This window comes from Dactylosporangium sp. NPDC049140 (assembly GCF_040648435.1).
In genome coordinates this window covers 220,652-239,388 of record NZ_JBEZDS010000002.1, presented here as the reverse complement: position 1 = coordinate 239,388, position 18,737 = coordinate 220,652, and the positions used below count along the sequence as shown (strand labels likewise).

Below are 18,737 nucleotides of genomic sequence, written 5' to 3'. Positions count from 1 at the left end.
GTCTCTAGTCGGCGGACAGGTCCGCCGTGCTTGCCGCGGTCGCGCCGATGGCCTGCTGGGCCTCGCCGAGCAGATCCGCACCGACCGCCTGGTCGACGGTGAGCGTCATGAGCGCCTCCCCGCCGGCCTCGCGCCGGGCGACCTGCATCGAACCGATGTTGACCCCAGCGGAACCCAGTATCGACCCCACCGTGCCCACCACGCCGGGGCGGTCGGCGTAGCGGAAGAACAACAGCACGCCCTCCGCCGCCAGCTCGAGACTGAAGCCGTCGATCTCGGTCAGCTTCAGCGACTCGCGCGGGCCCGCGACATACGTACCGGATACCGAGGCTACCCGCCCGTCCGGCAGCGCTCCACGCACGGTCACCAGGTTGGGCTGGTCGGATGAGTCAGTGAAGACCGCGAGTGCTACCTCGACCCCGCGATCGGCCGCCAGATGAGGAGCGTTCACGTACGTTACCTGCTCCGCCACCACGCTGCCGAACAGCCCCTTGGTGGCCGCCAGCTTCAGTACCGACACGTCGTGCTTGGCCACCTCGCCGTGCACCTCGACGGTCACCGACGACGCGATGCCGCCCGCGACCGCGGTGAACACGGCGCCGAGCCGCTCCGCCAGCGGCAGCAGCGGCCGCACCTCCTCCGCGACCACGCCGCCGGCCTGCACGTTCACCGCGTCGGGCACGAACTCGCCGTCGAGGGCGAGCTTGACGCTGCGCGCGACCGCAAGACCGGCCTTGTCCTGCGCCTCCACCGTGGAGGCGCCCAGGTGCGGGGTGGCGACCACGCTGTCGAACGCGAACAGCGGCGAGGCGACGCACGGCTCCTTCGAGAACACGTCGATGCCCGCGCCCGCGACCCGCCCGTCGGCAATCGCGTCGGCGAGCGCCTGCTCGTCGACGAGGCCTCCGCGCGCCGCGTTGATGATGCGCACGCCCGGCTTGACGATCGAAAGCTCACGCACGCCGATCAGCCCGACGGTCTCCGGCGTCTTGGGCAGGTGGATCGAGATGAAGTCACTCTCCCGGAGGAGCTCGTCCAACCCCAGCAGCCGTACCCCGAGCCCCGCCGCGCGCGCCGGCTGGATGTACGGGTCGTACGCGACCAGCCGTACCCCGAAAGCCGCCATGCGCTGCGCGAAAAGCACACCGATGCGCCCGAGGCCGACCACTCCGACGATCTTTCCGGAAAGTTCGACGCCGGTGTACTTCGAGCGCTTCCACTCCCCCGCCTTGAGCGCGGCGGACGCGGCGGCGGTGTTGCGCGCGACGGCGAGCAGCAGCGCGACGGCCTGCTCGGCCGCGGAGACGATGTTGGACGTGGGCGCGTTGACGACCATGACGCCACGCTCGGTCGCGGCCGGCACGTCGACGTTGTCCAGGCCGACGCCGGCGCGCGCGACAACCTTGAGCCGGGGCGCCGCGGCGACCGCTTCGGCATCGATGCGGGTGGCGCTGCGCACGATCACGGCGCTCGCGTCGGCGAGCTCGGCCAGCAGGGCGGGGCGGTCCGTACCGTCGATGTGACGGACCTCGTAGTCGTCGGCGAGCACCTCGAGAGCGGCGGGAGCCAGCTCCTCGGCGATGAGCACCACCGGGCGGTCAGGAGGGAGGATCATAGGACCTCGACTTCCAGGCTTCGGTCGGCGTCGGCTGCGGGGCGCGCGACACTGCCCGCCACGCACTGGGGGAACCGCGACGGGGCCGGGCGGACGGCCTCTTCAGGCGATGGTAGGCCCGCCGCCCCACCCCCCACGGATACAAAGACGTGAGCGCGATCACAACCCCTTACACGAAGCACCCGCGCGCTCGGACGCCGGCAAAGTCCACCGGCGGCAAGAAACGCTCACCGCGCAGCGGTCGCACGCGCCCGAGCGCCCCGCCACTCGGGGACTCGCAACGCCGGGCCCGACGCCACCCGAGTGCCCCGCCCGAGGCCGCCCGACCGCCCCGCCGGACGCCGCCCGAGCGCCCATCCCGCGCGTGCCCGCTGCCGCCCGAGCGCCGCTCCCGCGCCTGCCCGCTGCCGCCCGAACACCGCTCCCGCGCCTGCCCGCTGCCGCCCGAACACCGCTCCCGCGCCTGCCCGCTGCCGCCCGAACACCGCTCCCGCGCGTGCACGCCACCGACTCCCGCCGCGGATTCGGCGCCGGGTGCACGCGTGGGAGCGGCGTTGGGCCGCGTCAGGCCGACCGCCGCAGATGCGCCGCGTCCACGCGAGCGGCCCGTCCGCGCGGGCGCCGCGTCCCCGCAGGCGCCGGGGGTGGGTGGGCAGTGGCTAGGCGAGTCGGCGGCGGGTGTACGCGGCCTCGGTACTCGGGCGGCGTCAGGCAGGGCGATGCGGTTCCCAGGCCGAGGTCGGGCAGAGTGCCGCGCGGGCGACGCGTCCGCGCGGGATCGTGTCCACGCAGGCAACCCGTCCGCGGGCGACGCGTCCGCGCGGGCGCCGGGGCGGTGGCTGGGCGAGTCGGCGGCGTCCGCGCGGGCGCGGCGCTCGGGCGGCGTCAGGCAGGGCGATGCGGTCCCCGGACCGAGGTCAGGCAGAGCGCCGCGCGGGCGACGCGTCCGCGCGGGGTCGTGTCCACGCCGGCGCCCCGTCGCGCGGGCGCCCCGTCGCGCAGGCGCCCGGGGGTGAGTGGGCGACGCGTCCGCGCGGGCGCCGGGGGTGGGTGGGCAGTGGCTGGGCGAGTCGGCGGCGTGCACGCGGGCGCGGCGCTCGGGCGGCGTCAGGCAGGGCATTGCGTCCCCGGGCCGAGGTCAGGCAGAGCGCCGCGCGGGCGACGCGTCCGCGCGGCCCGTGTCCGCGCGAACGCCACGGTGGGTGGCAATCGGCACCGCCCCCGGACGGCCCGCGCGGACGCGGCGCGCTGGTCGTCGTGTCGCACTCCCGACGCTCGCCCCCTGAACCCGCGACCGCGCGCGGGCCGTGTCCACCGGCATCAGCGACACACCCGGCACCGGCGCGAGGAGAGCGAGATGAGCGAGTACTACGACGGCGGCTACGACGCCGGTCAAGAGCACGGCTACGACGCGGGGCACGAGCCCGGCTACGACGCGGGGCACGAGCCCGGCTATGAGGCGCACGGCCATGAGGCCGAGTACCAGCCCGGCTACGAGGCGCACGGCTACGACGCGCACGGGGACATCGAGGAGAAGGTCCACGAGGCGATCGAGCGCATCGAGGAGAAGGTGCACGGCTACGAGGCGGGGCACGCTCCGGGGTACGACGAGCACGCCGACCACGAGCAGGCGTACGGGGACAAGGCGTACGCGGGCGACCACGGGTACGACGAGGACAAGGCGTACGACGCCGACAAGGGCCACGACGGCGACAAGGCCTACGACGAGGACAAGGCGTACGAGGGCGAGAAGGCCTACGACGCGGACGACAAGAACTACGACGCGGACAAGGGCTACGACGCCGACGCCAAGGACTACGACGCGAACCAGGGCTACGACGGCGAGCAGGCGTACGACGGCGAGCAGGCGTACGACGGCGACAAGCAGTACGACGGTGGCGACAAAGACTACGTGCGCTCCTGACCGGCCGACCGGATCAGGGAACAGCGAACGGCCCCGGCGCGGACTCCCTGCCCGCCGGGGCCGTTCTCGCATCGCCCCTACGCCGCCGTGTACCGCCAGAAGTCGACCATCCAGGGCGGCGTCACCGGGCTCGTGGCGTTCACCTGGGTGAAGAGCACGCCGACGGTCGACGTCGCGGGCGTCACGTACGCCGAGGTGCCCGTACCGCCGACCCAGCCGTAGCGACCGGGCACGAGGCCCGGGCCCGCGGCCGCGAGGTCGACCGATCCGCCGTACCCCCAGCCCTGCCCCTCCTCGAGGAACAGCCGCGCGGGCGCGCGCTGGGCCGAGGTCGTGGCGTCGGTGGTCATCGCGCGCACGGACGCCTCGGAGAGCACCCGCCGGCCGTCCGGCGCGACGCCTCCGGCCAGGAGCATCCGGCCGAACGCGACCCAGTCGCCCGCGGTCGTCGCCAGGCCGCCGTTGCCCAGCTCGAACGCGGGCGGCGTGCTCCACTGGCCCTCGGGGCCGTCGACCGGCTCCAGGCCGTTGTCGCCCGGCTGGTACAGCTCCGTCATCCGGTGCCGCTGCGCGCCCGGCACGTGGAACGCCGCGTCGTGCATGGCCAGCGGCGCGAAGATGCGCTCCGTCATCACCTCGCCCAGCGGGCGCGACGTGATGCGTTCGATGAGGGCGCCCTGGAGGGTGGAGCTGGTGTCGTACAGCCACGCCTGCCCCGGCTGGTAGAGCATCGGGACGCCGGCCAGGTCGCGCAGCCACCGGTCGCGCGGCGGGAACGCCTGCACGTTGCGGCCGTCCTGCTGGACCGGGAACAGGGCCTGGACCGCCGGGAGCGTGAAGTCGGACGGGAAGCCCCAGCCCGTGGTCGAGCTGAGCAGGTCGTGCACGGTGATCGGGCGGACCGCGGGGACGACGTCGCCGGCCGGGGCGTCCGGGGCGCGGGCCACCAGCGGGGCGGACAGCTCCGGCAGCCATTCCCGCACGGGATCCTCGAGTTGTACCGCCCCGTCGTCCACCAGCGCCATCAAGGTCGCCGCGGTGACGGGCTTGGTCGCGGAGGCAATGCGGAAGATCGCGTCCGCGGTCATCGGGGCGGTACCGAGGATCGCGTCGCCCACGACGGCGACCTCCCGCCGGCCGTCGCGGTCGATCACGGCCACGGCGCCGGGGATCGCGCCGCTGCTGACGTGGGGGGCGAGAATCTGCTCCAGCTCGCTCATCGGGCCACCGTAACAGCGCGCAACTTATGGTGATAAGTCGGATAAATTCGGACACGAAGTGTTCGGATTTATCCGACCCCGGGGGGTTGACCCTCCAGTCGCTGGAGACTCCACGCTGGAGGACATGACGATGAACCTGACCCCCGAGGAGAAGCGGGAGCTGTTCGGCTCCTCCGACCCCGACCAGTACGCCGACGAGGTCGAGCAGCGCTGGGGCAACACCGAGGCGTACCGGCAGTCCGCGCAGCGTACGGCGCGGTACACCAAGGACGACTGGCAGTCGATCAAGGCCGAGGCCGCCGAGAACACGGCCGGGTTCGCCGCGGCGTTCGGCGCCGGCGTGCCCGCCACCGACGCGCGGGCCATGGACCTCGCCGAGGCGCACCGGCAGCACATCAGCCGGTGGTTCTACGACTGCTCGACCGAGATCCACCAGGGGCTCGGCGACATGTACGTCGCGGACCCCCGGTTCACCGCGAACTACGACACCGAGCACCCCGGCCTCGCCGCGTACATCCGCGACGCGATCCGGGCCAACGCAGCCCGCCAGGGCTGATCGGTCCTTGTCACGGCGGACGCCGGGATTTCTGGCGGGAGCAACGGTCCGCAGGTGACGCGGGCCCGAGCAATATTCTAAAAAAGGGCCCCTTACTTCATCGAAGTAAGGGGCCCTTCATCAAGCGATCGTCACGCGGTCTCGGTGATCGGGCGGTCGACCCAGCTCATCATCGAGCGGAGCTGGCGGCCGGTCTCCTCGATCGGGTGGTTGTTGCCCTGCTCGCGGTACTTGGTGAAGTTCGGACGGCCCGCGTCGTCCTCGGCGATCAGCTCGCGGGCGAACTCGCCCGACTGGATCTCGCCCAGAATGCGCTTCATCTCCTCCTTGACCCGGCCGTCGATGACGCGCGGGCCACGGGTGTAGTCGCCGTACTCGGCGGTGTCGGAGACGCTGTAGCGCATGCGGGCGATGCCGCCCTCGTACATCAGGTCCACGATGAGCTTGAGCTCGTGCAGGCACTCGAAGTAGGCGATCTCCGGGGCGTAACCCGCCTCGGTGAGCACCTCGAAGCCGGTCTGGACCAGGGCCGACGCGCCGCCGCAGAGCACGGCCTGCTCGCCGAAGAGATCCGTCTCGGTCTCCTCCTTGAACGTCGTCTTGATCACACCGGCGCGGGTGCCGCCGATGGCCGCGGCGTAGGCCAGGGCCAGCTGCAGGGCCTGGCCGGTCGCGTCCTGCTCGATCGCCACAAGGCAGGGCACGCCCTTGCCGTCGACGAACTGGCGGCGGACCAGGTGGCCCGGGCCCTTCGGGGCGACCATGCACACGTCCACGTCCGCCGGCGGCGTGATCAGGCCGAAGCGGATGTTGAGGCCGTGGCCGAAGAAGAGCGCCTTGCCGGCGGTCAGGTTCGGGGCGACGTGCTCGGTGTAGAGCGAGCGCTGCGCGGTGTCGGGCGCGAGGATCATGATCACGTCCGCCTCGGCGCTCGCCTCGGCCGGGGTGAGGACGCGCAGGCCCTGCTCCTCGGCCTTGGCGCGGCTCTTGGACCCCTCGGGCAGGCCGATGCGCACGTCGACGCCGGAGTCGCGCAGGCTCAGCGCGTGGGCGTGACCCTGGCTGCCGTAGCCCAGCACCGCGACCTTGCGGGCCTGGATCAACGACAGGTCGGCGTCGTCGTCGTAAAACACCTCGGCGGGCATTGTGTTTCCTCTCAGGATTTTCAGGCGGCGGCGCGGAGCGCCGGGCCGGTCGTGATGGAGCGCGAACCGCGGCCGATGGCCACGACGCCGGACTGGACCATTTCCTTGATACCGAACGGCTCCAGGTCACGTAGCAGCGCGTCCAGCTTTTCCGACGTGCCGGTCGCCTCGATGGTGAGGGCGTCCGCGGCGACGTCGACCACGCGGGCCCGGAACAGGTTCACGGTCTCGAGGACCTGCGAGCGCACCGGGCGTTCCGCGCGGACCTTCACCAGCAGCAGCTCGCGCTGCACGCTGGCGTTGGTGTCGAGTTCGACGATCTTCAGGACCTGCACGAGCTTGTTGAGCTGCTTGGTGACCTGTTCCAGCGGCGATTCGTCCGCGTTGACCACGATCGTCATCCGGGAGACCTCAGGGTGCTCGGTCTCGCCGACGGCCAGGGAGTCGATGTTGAAGCCACGCCGGGCGAACAGGCCCGCGACGCGAGCCAGTATTCCGGGCTTGTTCTCCACCAGGACGGAGAGCGTGTGCTTGGCCATGGTCGCAGGATCTCCTACACGTCGTCCTGGTCGAACGCGGGGCGGACGCCCCGCGCGAACATGATCTCGTCATTGCTGGTGCCGGCCGCAACCATGGGCCACACCATGGCGTCCTTGCCGACCACGAAGTCGATGACCACGGGCTGGTCGGTGACCTTCATCGCGGCGTCGATCGTGGCGTCGACGTCGCGCTTGGTCTCGCAGCGCAGCCCCACGCAGCCCAGCGCGTCGGCGAGCTTCACGAAGTCCGGGATGCGGTGCTTGTGGGTGCCGAGCTCGGTGTTTGAGTACCGCTGGTCGTAGAACAGCGTCTGCCACTGCCGGACCATGCCCAGGTTGCCGTTGTTGATGACGGCCACCTTGATCGGGATACCCTCCAGCGCGCAGGTGGCCAGCTCCTGGTTGGTCATCTGGAAGCAGCCGTCACCGTCGATCGCCCAGACCACCTTGTCGGGCCGGCCGACCTTCGCGCCCATCGCGGCGGGCACCGCGTAGCCCATCGTGCCCAGGCCGCCCGAGTTCAACCAGGTGCCGGGGTTTTCGTACCTGATGAACTGCGCCGCCCACATCTGGTGCTGCCCGACCCCGGCGGTGTAGATGGCCTCCGGGCCGACCAGGCTGCCGATGCGCTCGATGACGTACTGCGGCGACAGCGTCCCGTCCGAAGGCTCCTCGTAGCCCAGCGGGTAGCGGCCCCGGATGTCCTCCAGCGTCGCCCACCAGTCCTTGAGCACCGGCTGGCGCCCGGCCGCGTGCTCGGCCGACACCGCGGTGATGAGCTCCTCGATCACGTGCTTGGCGTCGCCGACGATCGGCACGTCCGCGGTGCGGTTCTTGCCGATCTCGGCCGGGTCGATGTCGGCGTGGATGACCGCCGCGTTCGGCGCGAACGTCGACAGCTGGCCGGTCACCCGGTCGTCGAAACGGGCGCCGATCGTGATGAGCAGGTCCGACTTCTGCAGCGCGTAGACGGCGCCGACGGTGCCGTGCATGCCCGGCATGCCCATGTGCTGCGGGTGGGAGTCGGGGAACGCGCCGCGCGCCATCAGCGTGGTGACGACCGGGGCGCCGATCAGCTCGGCCAGCTTCAGCAGCACCTCGGAGGCGTGGGCCTTGATCACGCCGCCGCCGACGTAGAGGACCGGGCGCTTGGCCCCGGCGATCAGGCGGGCCGCCTCGCGGATCTGCTTGCCGTGCGGGTGCAGCGTCGGGTGGTACCCGGGCAGCTCCATGGTCGGCGGCCACTTGAACGTGGTCTTGTTCTGCAGCACGTCCTTGGGGATGTCGACCAGGACGGGGCCCGGACGCCCGGTGCCGGCCAGGTGGAAGGCCTCGGCGAGCACCCGGGGCAGCTCCTCGCCCGACTGGACCAGGTAGTTGTGCTTGGTGATCGGCAGCGTGATGCCCGCGATGTCCGCCTCCTGGAAGGCGTCCGTGCCGATCGAGGCGGAGGCGACCTGGCCGGTGATGGCGACCATGGCGACCGAGTCCATGTAGGCGTCGGCGATCGGGGTCACCAGGTTCGTCGCGCCCGGGCCGGAGGTCGCCATGCACACGCCGACCTTGCCGGTCGCCTGCGCGTAGCCGGTGGCGGCGTGGCCGGCCCCCTGCTCGTGGCGGACCAGGATGTGCCGGACGGTCTCGGAGTCGAACAGCGGGTCGTAGGCCGGGAGGATCGCGCCGCCCGGGATGCCGAAGACGACGTCGGCGCCGAGCGCTTCGAGCGAGCGGACGAGTACCTGCGCCCCGGTGAGCAGCTCCGGCTGGGTCTTCTTGTCGGCGGCCGGCGCGGCGGGCGGCGGCGGGGCCGGGTGCCCCCGGTGGGCGAGGACTTCTGGCGTGGGTCTCGTCATCGCTTTAGCACTTTCGCTCGAAGGTGTCTTGGCAAGGCTCCGGACATGAAAAAACCCCACGTGCTGGGCACGGGGGGCTAGCGCGCTGACGGGAGGCGTCGGCGCGCTAGATGATAAGTACTCGGAGCGACCTCGACGACATGAGCCCACTCTGGCGCATCTCACGGCCTGAGTCAACCTATCCCAAGATACGGAACGTGTCAGACTCGCAGGTATGCCCGAGCTGCGGTCCAAGACCTCCACTTCTGGTCGCAACATGGCCGGCGCACGCGCCCTCTGGCGCGCCACCGGCATGACCGACTCCGACTTCGGCAAGCCGATTGTCGCCATCGCCAACAGTTTCACGCAGTTCGTGCCGGGCCACGTCCACCTCCGCAACCTCGGCATCATCGTTGCCGACGCGGTTGCCGAGGCCGGTGGGGTCGCCAAGGAGTTCAACACCATCGCCGTCGACGACGGCATCGCGATGGGCCACGGCGGGATGCTGTACTCGCTGCCCAGCCGCGAGCTCATCGCCGACGCCGTCGAGTACATGGTGCAGGCCCACTGCGCCGACGCCCTCGTGTGCATCTCCAACTGCGACAAAATCACGCCCGGCATGCTGCTCGCCGCCCTCCGCCTCAACATCCCCACCGTCTTCGTCTCCGGCGGCCCCATGGAAGCCGGCAAGACCATCGCCATCGAGGGAGTCGTCCACGAGAAGGACGCCAAGCTCGACCTCATCGACGCGATGATCGCCTCCGCCAACGAGGCCGTCACGGACGAGCAGCTCGGCCAGATCGAGCGCTCGGCCTGCCCGACGTGCGGCTCGTGCTCCGGCATGTTCACCGCCAACTCCATGAACTGCCTGACCGAGGCGATCGGCCTGGCGCTGCCGGGCAACGGCTCGACGCTCGCCACGCACGCCGCCCGCAAGGCGCTGTTCGAAAAGGCCGGTTCGCTGATCGTCGATCTCTGCCGGCGGTACTACGACCAGGACGACGCCTCCGTGCTGCCCCGCGCGATCGCGTCCCGGCCGGCCTTCTTCAACGCGGTCGCGCTGGACGTCGCGATGGGCGGCTCCACCAACACCGTGCTGCACCTGCTGGCCGCCGCCCGCGAGGCCGAGCTGGACTTCTCGGTCGCCGACATCGACGCCGTCTCGCGCCGGGTGCCGTGCCTGGCCAAGGTCGCGCCGAACACGCAGAAGTACCACATGGAGGACGTGCACCGCGCGGGCGGCATCCCGGCGATCATGGGCGAGCTGTCGCGCGGTGGCCTGCTGGACGAGTCGGTCTGGTCGGTGCACTCCCCGACGTTCCGGGAATGGGTCGACGAGTGGGACATCCGTAGCGGGAAGGCCTCGCAGCAGGCGCTCGAGCTGTTCCACGCCGCGCCCGGAGGCGTCCGCACCACCGAGCCGTTCTCGACCGAGAACCGGTGGAGCACGCTCGACACCGACGGCGCCGACGGGTGCATCCGCAGCGTCGAGCACGCGTACACGCAGGACGGCGGCCTCGCGATCCTCTTCGGCAACCTCGCGCCCGAGGGCTGCGTGGTCAAGACGGCCGGCGTGCCCGAGGAGAACCTGACCTTCTCCGGCCGTGCGAAGGTCTTCGAGTCGCAGGAGGCCGCGGTCGACGGCATCCTCGCCAAGCAGATCGTCGCGGGCGACGTCGTCGTGATCCGGTACGAGGGCCCCAAGGGCGGCCCGGGGATGCAGGAGATGCTGTACCCCACCAGCTTCCTCAAGGGCCGCGGCCTGGGCCGCGCCTGCGCGCTGATCACGGACGGGCGCTTCTCCGGCGGTACCTCGGGCCTGTCGATCGGCCACATCAGCCCCGAGGCGGCCGGCGGCGGGCTCATCGCGCTCGTCGAGGAAGGCGACCGCATCGACATCGACATCCCGGCCCGCTCCATCCAGCTCGTCGTCTCCGACGAGGCGCTGGCCGCGCGGAAGATCGCGCAGGAGAAGCGGGAGCGGCCGTACACCCCGCTCGACCGCGAGCGGCCGGTGTCGGCGGCGCTGCGGGCGTACGCGTCGATGGCCACCTCGGCGAGTGACGGCGCTTACCGCAAGGTTCCGTAACTTGCACTAAGATGTGCGTCAGTCACCGCGACTGGCGCACATCAAGGTGGAACCGACCACCGGGGAGCTTCCGATCGCGGGCACCGCGCGCCTGGGTGCCCCGTCGTATCAGGAGGCTGTGCATGCACGACTCTCAGGTGTTCGACCTGATCCGCGCCGAGACCCAGCGCCAGCACGACACCCTGCGGATGATCGCCTCGGAGAACTACGTCTCCCGGGCCGTCCTCGAGGCGACCGGCTCCGTGCTGACCAACAAGTACTCCGAGGGCTACCCCGGCAAGCGGTACTACGAGGGCCAGCGCTTCGTCGACCCCATCGAGGAGCTGGCGATCGAGCGCGCGAAGTCGCTGTTCGGCGTCGAGCACGCCAACGTCCAGCCGTACTCGGGCTCGCCCGCGAACCTCGCCGTGTACCTGGCCCTGGCCAAGCCCGGCGACACCGTCATGGGCATGGCGCTGCCGATGGGCGGGCACCTCACGCACGGCTGGCCGGTCTCGGCGACGGGCGCGTGGTTCAAGCCGGTGCAGTACACCGTCCGCCGCGACACCGGCCGCGTCGACTTCGACGAGGTCCGCGACCTGGCCCTGCGCTCCCGCCCCCGCCTGATCTTCGCCGGCGGCACGGCCATCCCGCGCACGATCGACTTCCCGCGCTTCGCCGAGATCGCCCGCGAGGTCGACGCGGTGCTGGTCGCCGACATCGCGCACATCGCCGGCCTCATCGCGGGCGGCGCGCACCCGTCCCCGGTCGGCCACGCCGGCATCATCTCGACCACGACGCACAAGACCCTCCGCGGCCCGCGCGGCGCGATGCTCATGTGCGACGCCGAGCACGCCAAGGCGATCGACAAGGCCGTGTTCCCGGGCCTGCAGGGCGGCCCGCACAACCACACCACCGCGGCGATCGCGGTCGCACTGGGCGAGGCGGCGCTTCCTTCCTTCCGGGTGTACGCCGAGCAGGTCGTCGCCAACGCCCGCGCCCTGGCCACAGCCCTCATCGAGCGCGGCTTCGACCTCGTGTCGGGCGGCACCGACAACCACCTGATCCTGCTCGACCTCACCGGCAAGGGCATCGGCGGCAAGCCGGTCGCGAAGGCCCTGGACCGCGCGGGCATCGAGACGAACTACAACACCGTGCCGTACGACACGCGCAAGCCCTTCGACCCCTCGGGCGTCCGCCTGGGCACGCCGGCCCTGACGACCCGCGGCCTGACCGAGGCCCAGATGCCCCAGGTGGCCGACTGGATCTCACGCGCCGTGGACGCCGCCCTGAAGTCGGACGACGAGGCCCTGGACACCATCGCGGGCGAGGTGCGGGACCTGCTGTCGGCGTACCCGATCTGAGCCGTCGAGGGCGTCCGCCGTCCCCGGCGGGCGCCCTCGCTCAGTTCACTTCCGGCGCCCGAACCGCCGAGTCTTCTCCTTGGGCTCCTCATCGAGGTTGAGCTCGAGCGGCGCGAGGTCCTCGAACGCGGAGAGCTCACGCTTGCGCTGCTCAGGGATGCGCTCCCCCTCCCCGCGGGCGGCCTCGTTCCGCGGCGCGGGCGCCTGTGCCGCCCCGCCGCGGGGGGCCTGGGCCGGCGCGCTGCGCGGCTCGTCACTTCGGGGGGCCCCACGATCCCAGCGACTGGTCGCCTCGGTCGCCCATTCGTTGCCAGGCTCCTCGACGCCACGGGCGCCCTGGTCCTTGTCCTTGTCCTTGTCTTTGTTCCGCCCCCACCGAGACTTCTTGACCTTCTCGGAGCCGTCGGCAACGGCCGCTGGCCCAGCCGCCGCGGGAGCGTCCCACCACGCCTCTTCGGACGCGGGCTTGTCCGCCCACCCACCGGCGGCCGCGCCGTTCGCGGCGTCGGGCTCGTTCCCCCACCCGGCTGACGACCGCGGCGGGTCCGCCCAGCCGGCAGCGGCCTCGGGCCTGTCCGGCCGCCCGGCGACCGGTCCACTCACGGCCTCGGGCTTATCGCCCCACCCCGCCGCGGGTTGGGGGTTGTCGCCCCACCCTGCAGCGGGCTTCGGCTCATCCGCCCACCTTGCGGCGGGTCCGTTCGCGTCACGCCCTCCATCGGCATGCGCGCCGACGCCCTCGCTCTGGGCCTCCCAAGCCCCGGCGCCCCGCCCACCACGGCCGGCGCCCTCGGACCTGGTCTCCCACGCATCGGTGGGACGCCCGTCCCGGCGCCCACGACCGTCCGCCTGGGCTTCCCACGCCTCGGCAGCACGCCCACCGCGGTCCAAGGCCTCAGGCTGCGGGCTTCCCCCGCCGGACCAGCCCGCGGTCCCATCTTCTTCACCCTCGGCCGCCGGCTGCGACCGATCCCGCCGCCGAATCGACCGCGAGGCCGCATCGGAGTCCCAGGTCCGCCGCAGGTCCAGGGGCTTGGCCTCGAGCTCAGGCGTGTCCCCGTCGAACAGACTCCCGGTAAAGGCCGCCCGCTCAGGACGCCGCCGCCGATCCCCGGGCGCGCCCTGTTCCGAGCCCCGCCCATCCCGAGCCACGTCGTCAATGGCCTCACCGGCAGACCGCCACTCCACCGACGGCCGCTCGGGCGCTGGGGCCTCCGACGCAGTACGCCACTCAACGGAGGGCCGCCCGTCATTCCGCGCGGGCGCCGCCGGCTCTGACTGCCAATCACTTGCAGCCCGCTCGCCCCCGGACCGCCACTCAACCGACGGCCGCTCAGGTGCTGCCTGCCACTCGACGTTCGGCCGCTCGGAGGCCGCTTGCCGCTCAACGTTCGGCCGCTCGGAGGGCGCCTGCCGCTCGACCGACGGCCGCTCAGGCGCCGCCTGCCACTGGACGCTCGGTCGCTCGGAGGCTGCCTGCCACTCAACGTTCGGCCGGTCGGAGGCCGCCTGCCACTCAACGCTCGGCCGCTCGGAGGCCGCCTGCCGCCCAACCGACGGCCGCTCAGGCGCCGCCTGCCACTCGACGCTCGGCCGCTCGGACGTGGACCGCCTGTCAGCCGACGCCCGCTCGGACGCGCCCGGCCAGTCGCCCCCGGGCCGCTCGGACGCGGAGCGCCACTCAACGGACGGCCGCTCGGACGCGGGGGACTCAGTGGCCGAGCGCCACTCGACAGAGGGCCGCTCGGGCGCGGAAGGCCCAGACGACTCCGGCGAACGCCAGTCCACCGAGGGCCGCTCAGCCGCACGCTGCCCCGGCTCGGCCGCCGGCGGCGGCCACTCCGCAGCGGGCCGCCGCGCCCCCTCGGACGCCGCACCCCAAGGCTCCCGCCCGGACGCACGCCAATCATCAACCGGCTGGGGCGCACGGGCCTCAGCCACCGGCTCAGGCGCCCGACGCTCCCGCCACGACTCATCGACGGGCTCGGGAGCCCGAACGTCCCGCCACGACTCACTCACCGGCTCGGGCGCACGAACATCCCGCCACGACTCACTCACCGGCTCGGGCGCACGAACATCCCGCCAGGAGTCGGCCACCGGCTCGGGCGCCTCACGCCAGGACGACTCATTCACCGGCTCGGGCGCGTGGTTCTCCCGCCACGAATCGGCCACCGGCTCCGGCGTCCGAGCATCACGCCAGGAGGGTTCCACGATCGGCTCGGGCGCGCGCCACGACTCCGCCGCAGGCTCCGACGAACGCCGCGACGGCTCCGCCACAGGCTCGGACGCGCGCCACGACTCCGCCACCGGCTCAGCCGACCGGGCCTCACGCCACGACGGCTCAGCGGCCGGCCCCGAAGAATGCCGCGACGGCTCCGACGAACGCCACGACTCCCCCGCCGGCTCGGACGCCTGCGACTCCCGCCACGACGGCTCAGATGCCCGCGACTCCCGCCACGCCTCCGCCGCCGCTTCAGGAGCGCGGTTCTCGGCGGCGGGCGTCTCCCGCCACGCCTCCGCGCGGCTCGGCCGGAAGTCGGCACCGGTCTCGGGCGAAGCACCCGCCTCGTCCGGCGCCGGGAAGTCTTCGTCCTCGCTCGACCAGCGGAAACGCTCGCCCGGGGCCGGTGTGTCGCCGCCCATCGGGGACCAGGAACGCCGCGCTGCGGACGCGCGGGAGCCGGGCTCGGACGTGTCCTCCGCGGCCCAGGCCGCCAGCCGGCTGGCGGAGTCGTTGTCCCAGTTTCCGACCAGCTCGCGGGTCGAACGGGCCTCCCAGGAACTGTCCGATTCGTCACGACCGCGCACGTCGTCGTCCTCACTGCGCCGCGCGGACGCGTCAGGGTTACGGTCCGAACGAGATGCACCGCCGGACTCAGAGTTGCGATCAAGGGGAGACGGGGCGCCGTTCGCGCTGTCGATGTTCCCGTCACGGTTGAAGCGGGACATACCGTTCGGCTCCGAATCGCGGGCGGAGCCGGACGAATCACCAAAATCCGGGTCGTGACCACGCGAGGAGACGCCGAACGAGTCGTCGTCCACACCGCGAGCATCGTCGCTCCGCTGCGCGGGCGCGTCGGACGCTCGGCCAGAACGGGACGCGTCCCGGTCAAGGCGGGATGAGGCGCCCGAGCCCGGGTCGCTGTCGAAGCGGGACGTCGCGTCGCGGGCCTGCTCCTGGTCGAAGCGCGAGGTGCGGTCCGAGTCGCGGTCGAAGCGGGACGTCGCGTCGCGGGCCTGCTCCTGGTCGAAGCGGGAGGTGCGGTCCGAGTCGCGGTCGAAGCGGGACACCCCGTCGGAGGGCTGGTCCCGGTCGAAGCGGGAAGCACGGCTCGCGTCGCGATCGAACCGGGACGTGCGGTCCGCATCGGCGTCGGCGTGGAAGGCCGCCTCCGCGCCGTCCAGATCGGGGTCGGCCGCGGCCTCGCCCCGGGTTGCGGCGCCCTTCGTCAGGCGGCTCAGCCGGGCGCGCATCGCGCCGTTGCCCGGGCGCCAGGTCGAGGGCGGGGCGGCGGGCTCCCCGACGCCTCCGAGCACGGCCGGAGGGCCCGGAGACGCGGACGACGCCGGCGGCGAGGACGCCGCGGCGGCGAAGGCCGCGTCCGTCGGCGACGTGGCGGCCGGGCGCTCCTCGGGTTGCGCACTCGCCTCGCGGGCGAAGGTGCGCGGCAGCGGCAGGGGCTCCGGCAGCTCGTTGCCCGCCGCGAGGACGAGGAGGCGCTCCATGACGTGGAGATCGACGCGGTACGGCTCGGCCGCCAGCCAGCGCCCGGCCGCGTCCGCCATCTCGTGGGAATGGACGAGGTGCAGGTGCTCGCCGGGAGCGACGGAGATCACCAGGTCCTCGGAGACGTCGCCGCGGGAGGGGGCGACCACGAGGTACCCCCGCACCGAACCCCCGACCTTGGCCAGCTGCTCGCGCCAGGTGTGCACCTCCGCGGCGAGGCCGTCGACGTCCTCCGAGCCCGGCACGAACAGGCGGCCCCCGCGCAGCACCTGCCCCGCGGCGTCCATCGTGAACTCGCCGTGTGGCCAGACCGTCGGCAGGAACAGCGCGACGCGGCGCCCGGCCGACACGAGATGCGTGCAGCCGCCCTCGCCCAGCGCGAAGAAGCGGGCGCTCGGGATCGCCTCGAGCTCCTTGAGGCGCGGGAGCGTGTCATCGGGCTTGCCCCACCAGCGGCGCCCGCTCACGGCCTCGTCGATCGACACCCGCGACACCCGACGCGCATCAAGAAGGAGAGCGGAAAGAAAAGAGCCTGCCAGTGGTACCACATAAGCGAGATTGATCCCGATAAAGCCAAGAACGCCGCCAATGTCGAACCAGCCGTCCGGCAGGCGACCGCGCGTGGCCGCACCCCAGGCGACGGCGCCCGCGACGACGGTCAGGATCGCGAAGAGCGGAAAGCCGCGCAGCGTGAGCACCACCACACCGGCGAGCGCCACGATCGCCGCGGCGCCGAACAGGATGCTCAGCTCCTTGATCCCCCAGCCGGCCACGGCCAGCGCGACCAGCACCGAGGCGGCCAGGAGTAGGGCCGCGACGAGGCCGGTCGGGCGCACCGCGACCCGCTTGCTGCGCTTGATGCCCTCGGCCCACTGCACGGGCGCGTCCCGGCGGAAAGTGGTCGTCATGTCCTGCCCTCCCGCCATGGGCAGCCTCCCGCAAGTCCGGACATATCGCCGCGGATCGCCCGACGAGCCCCCCGGCCGGTCGCGATCTCGTCAAGCACGGCACCGAGCGTAACCCCGGCCGCCGGTGACGGCGAAGCGCGGCCGTTCTCATCCCCCACGGCGCTCAGTATGCCCGCCCGGGCGCGCGGAGGCAGTTCCTCGAAGGTGGGAGGATGGCAGCGTGAGCAACCAGGTCAAGGTCAAGTTCCGGCGCAGCGCAGCACTCGCCGTGGCGGCGGGCATCACCGTGATCGGCGCCGTTCCGCTGCTCGCCGAAAGTGTCTGGTTTCTGCTGGTACTTCTGGTGCCGCTCGCCTTCGCCATCTGGGCCTGGCGGGCCGGGACCGATGTCAACGAGCGCGGCTTCACGGTGCGGGCCCTGTTCGGGAGCCGGACCGTCCAGTGGGCCGCGGTGGACGGCCTGGTCATCGACGGCGACTCGGTGCAGGCGCGCCTGGCCAACGGCCACCTGGTGCCCCTGGACGCCGTGCGCCCCGCGGACGTACCGCGCCTGATCAAGGCCAGCGGCCAGCCCCTCGAGACCGACCGCCCCGCGGACGCCGAGACGACGGACGGCGCGGAGGCGGACACACTGCGCAAGGACGACGCCGAGGACAGCCCGCAGCCGGCCAAGTAGCCGCCCGGGCGCGGCCCGACGCGTCAGTAGCCGTCGGTCACCACGTTGTCGAGCGGCTCGTTCGCGAGGACGCGGCGCAGCTGGGCGGCGGCGAGGGCGTACCCGCGGCGCCACAGGCCCGGCACCGAGCCGGCCACGTGCGGCGTGATGAAGACGTTCGGAAGGCGCCACAGCTCGTGGTCGGGCGGCAGCGGCTCGGGGTCGGTGACGTCGGTGGCGAAGGAGATGCGGCCGGTACGCGCGGTCGCGGTCACCGCCTCGGTGTCGACCACCGGGCCCCGGGCGGCGTTGACGAGCAGGGCCCCGTCGGACAGGTGCGACAGGAATCCGGCCGAGACGAGGCCACGGGTCTCCGGCGTGAGCGGTACCAGCAGCACGACCACATCGGCGTCCGGCAGCAGGCGCGGCAGCTCCTCCACGCCGTGCACGCCCGCGCGCGGGCGCCGCGCGACCCGGGTCACCTCGACGTCGAACGGGGCCAGCCGCGCCTCGGTCGCGCGGCCGATGGAGCCGGCCCCGACGATCAGCACGCGCTTGCCGGCGAGTTCGTCCGTGCGGCGGTACGTCCACTCGCCCCGCTCCTGCGCCCGCGCGAACGACGGGAACTCGCGCACGCACGCCAAGATCGCGCCGACGACCCACTCGGCGGTCGAGGAGTCGTGCACGCCGCGCGCGTCGCAGAGCGTCACGCCGTCCGGCACCCGCCCCGTCCACGCGTCCGCGCCCGCGCTCAGCAGCTGGATGACCTCGAGCCGCGGCATCTGCCGGGTGAGCACGGTGACCTCGGGCTTGGCCAGGAACGGCGGCACCCAGAAGACCACGTCGCCCGGGTCCGACGGCATCTCCCCCGGCGCCGGCATGACCTCGACGAGCACCTCGTGCCGCGCGGTCGCGGCCCGGACGAGGTCCGCGCCGAACTCGTGGGCGACCCAGATCTTCACCATGCGGTCGATGATGCAGGCCCGCGCGGCAGGGACAAAAAACGCCGCGAGGCGGCGGCAAGGAGACGCACCGGCAGGGTGATGAGGCCGGTAGCCCACGCGCGGACGCGGGGCGAGGCATGTGGGAGGACGGGCGAAGGCGACAGTAAAGCGGAGTGGTCGATGGCTCCGGCAGGCCCCGGGCGAGCTCACTCGACGGCACGCTGGTGGAAGTGCGGTGGT

At 72.5% G+C, this 18,737-nt stretch carries 12 protein-coding genes; 5 read left to right on the top strand and 7 right to left on the bottom strand.

What is annotated here, in order from left to right; genetic code table 11:
* Positions 1–4 precede the first annotated feature (4 nt).
* Positions 5–1,615: a phosphoglycerate dehydrogenase gene (gene serA, locus AB0B76_RS04725; RefSeq protein ID WP_360369346.1), complete on the bottom strand. Its 1,611-nt coding sequence runs from the start codon at positions 1,613–1,615 to the stop codon at positions 5–7.
* Between the two features lie 1,357 nt (positions 1,616–2,972).
* Here serA and AB0B76_RS04720 point away from each other — a divergent pair.
* Positions 2,973–3,539: a hypothetical protein gene (locus AB0B76_RS04720; RefSeq protein WP_360369343.1), complete on the top strand. Its 567-nt coding sequence runs from the start codon at positions 2,973–2,975 to the stop codon at positions 3,537–3,539.
* Between the two features lie 77 nt (positions 3,540–3,616).
* Here the strand turns inward: AB0B76_RS04720 and AB0B76_RS04715 are convergent, their stop codons facing one another.
* Positions 3,617–4,759, bottom strand: a complete 1,143-nt coding sequence (locus AB0B76_RS04715) for a serine hydrolase domain-containing protein (protein WP_360369340.1) — start codon at positions 4,757–4,759, stop codon at positions 3,617–3,619.
* Positions 4,760–4,883: 124 nt separating this feature from the next.
* Between AB0B76_RS04715 and AB0B76_RS04710 the strand changes: the two genes are divergently transcribed.
* Positions 4,884–5,315 carry a TipAS antibiotic-recognition domain-containing protein gene (locus AB0B76_RS04710; RefSeq protein WP_360369337.1) on the top strand — a complete coding sequence of 144 codons (432 nt, stop codon included), beginning with the start codon at positions 4,884–4,886 and terminating at the stop codon, positions 5,313–5,315.
* Positions 5,316–5,446: 131 nt separating this feature from the next.
* Here the strand turns inward: AB0B76_RS04710 and ilvC are convergent, their stop codons facing one another.
* The 3 genes from ilvC to AB0B76_RS04695 are packed head-to-tail and all read right to left on the bottom strand — an operon-like array spanning position 5,447 to position 8,852.
* Complete coding sequence (ilvC, locus tag AB0B76_RS04705) at positions 5,447–6,460, bottom strand: ketol-acid reductoisomerase (protein WP_360369334.1); 1,014 nt, start codon at positions 6,458–6,460, stop codon at positions 5,447–5,449.
* Positions 6,461–6,480: 20 nt separating this feature from the next.
* The gene (gene ilvN / locus AB0B76_RS04700; RefSeq protein ID WP_360369331.1) at positions 6,481–6,999 is read right to left on the bottom strand and encodes an acetolactate synthase small subunit; all 519 of its coding nucleotides are present in this window, start codon (positions 6,997–6,999) and stop codon (positions 6,481–6,483) included.
* A gap of 14 nt (positions 7,000–7,013) precedes the next feature.
* Positions 7,014–8,852 (bottom strand): acetolactate synthase large subunit, encoded by a 1,839-nt coding sequence (locus AB0B76_RS04695; RefSeq protein WP_360369328.1) that lies wholly within the window; start codon positions 8,850–8,852, stop codon positions 7,014–7,016.
* 214 nt (positions 8,853–9,066) lie between these two features.
* Here AB0B76_RS04695 and ilvD point away from each other — a divergent pair, with 214 nt between their 5' ends.
* Together ilvD and glyA are read left to right on the top strand one after the other, a co-directional pair.
* Positions 9,067–10,920, top strand: coding sequence for a dihydroxy-acid dehydratase (gene ilvD, locus AB0B76_RS04690; RefSeq protein ID WP_360369325.1), 1,854 nt, complete (start codon positions 9,067–9,069; stop codon positions 10,918–10,920).
* A 122-nt stretch (positions 10,921–11,042) separates the two neighbouring features.
* Positions 11,043–12,263 (top strand): serine hydroxymethyltransferase, encoded by a 1,221-nt coding sequence (gene glyA, locus AB0B76_RS04685; protein ID WP_360369322.1) that lies wholly within the window; start codon positions 11,043–11,045, stop codon positions 12,261–12,263.
* Positions 12,264–12,308: 45 nt separating this feature from the next.
* Here glyA and AB0B76_RS04680 read toward each other — a convergent pair whose 3' ends face one another.
* Positions 12,309–16,826, bottom strand: a complete 4,518-nt coding sequence (locus AB0B76_RS04680; RefSeq protein ID WP_360369319.1) for a hypothetical protein — start codon at positions 16,824–16,826, stop codon at positions 12,309–12,311.
* A gap of 292 nt (positions 16,827–17,118) precedes the next feature.
* Between AB0B76_RS04680 and AB0B76_RS04675 the strand changes: the two genes are divergently transcribed.
* Positions 17,119–17,574 (top strand): PH domain-containing protein, encoded by a 456-nt coding sequence (locus AB0B76_RS04675; RefSeq protein ID WP_360369316.1) that lies wholly within the window; start codon positions 17,119–17,121, stop codon positions 17,572–17,574.
* Positions 17,575–17,597: 23 nt separating this feature from the next.
* On the opposite strand, the gene AB0B76_RS04670 is transcribed toward AB0B76_RS04675, so the two are convergent.
* A complete protein-coding gene (locus tag AB0B76_RS04670) occupies positions 17,598–18,515 on the bottom strand; it encodes a 2-hydroxyacid dehydrogenase (RefSeq protein ID WP_360370205.1) in 918 nt (305 codons plus the stop codon).
* Between the last annotated feature and the right edge of the window lie 222 nt (positions 18,516–18,737).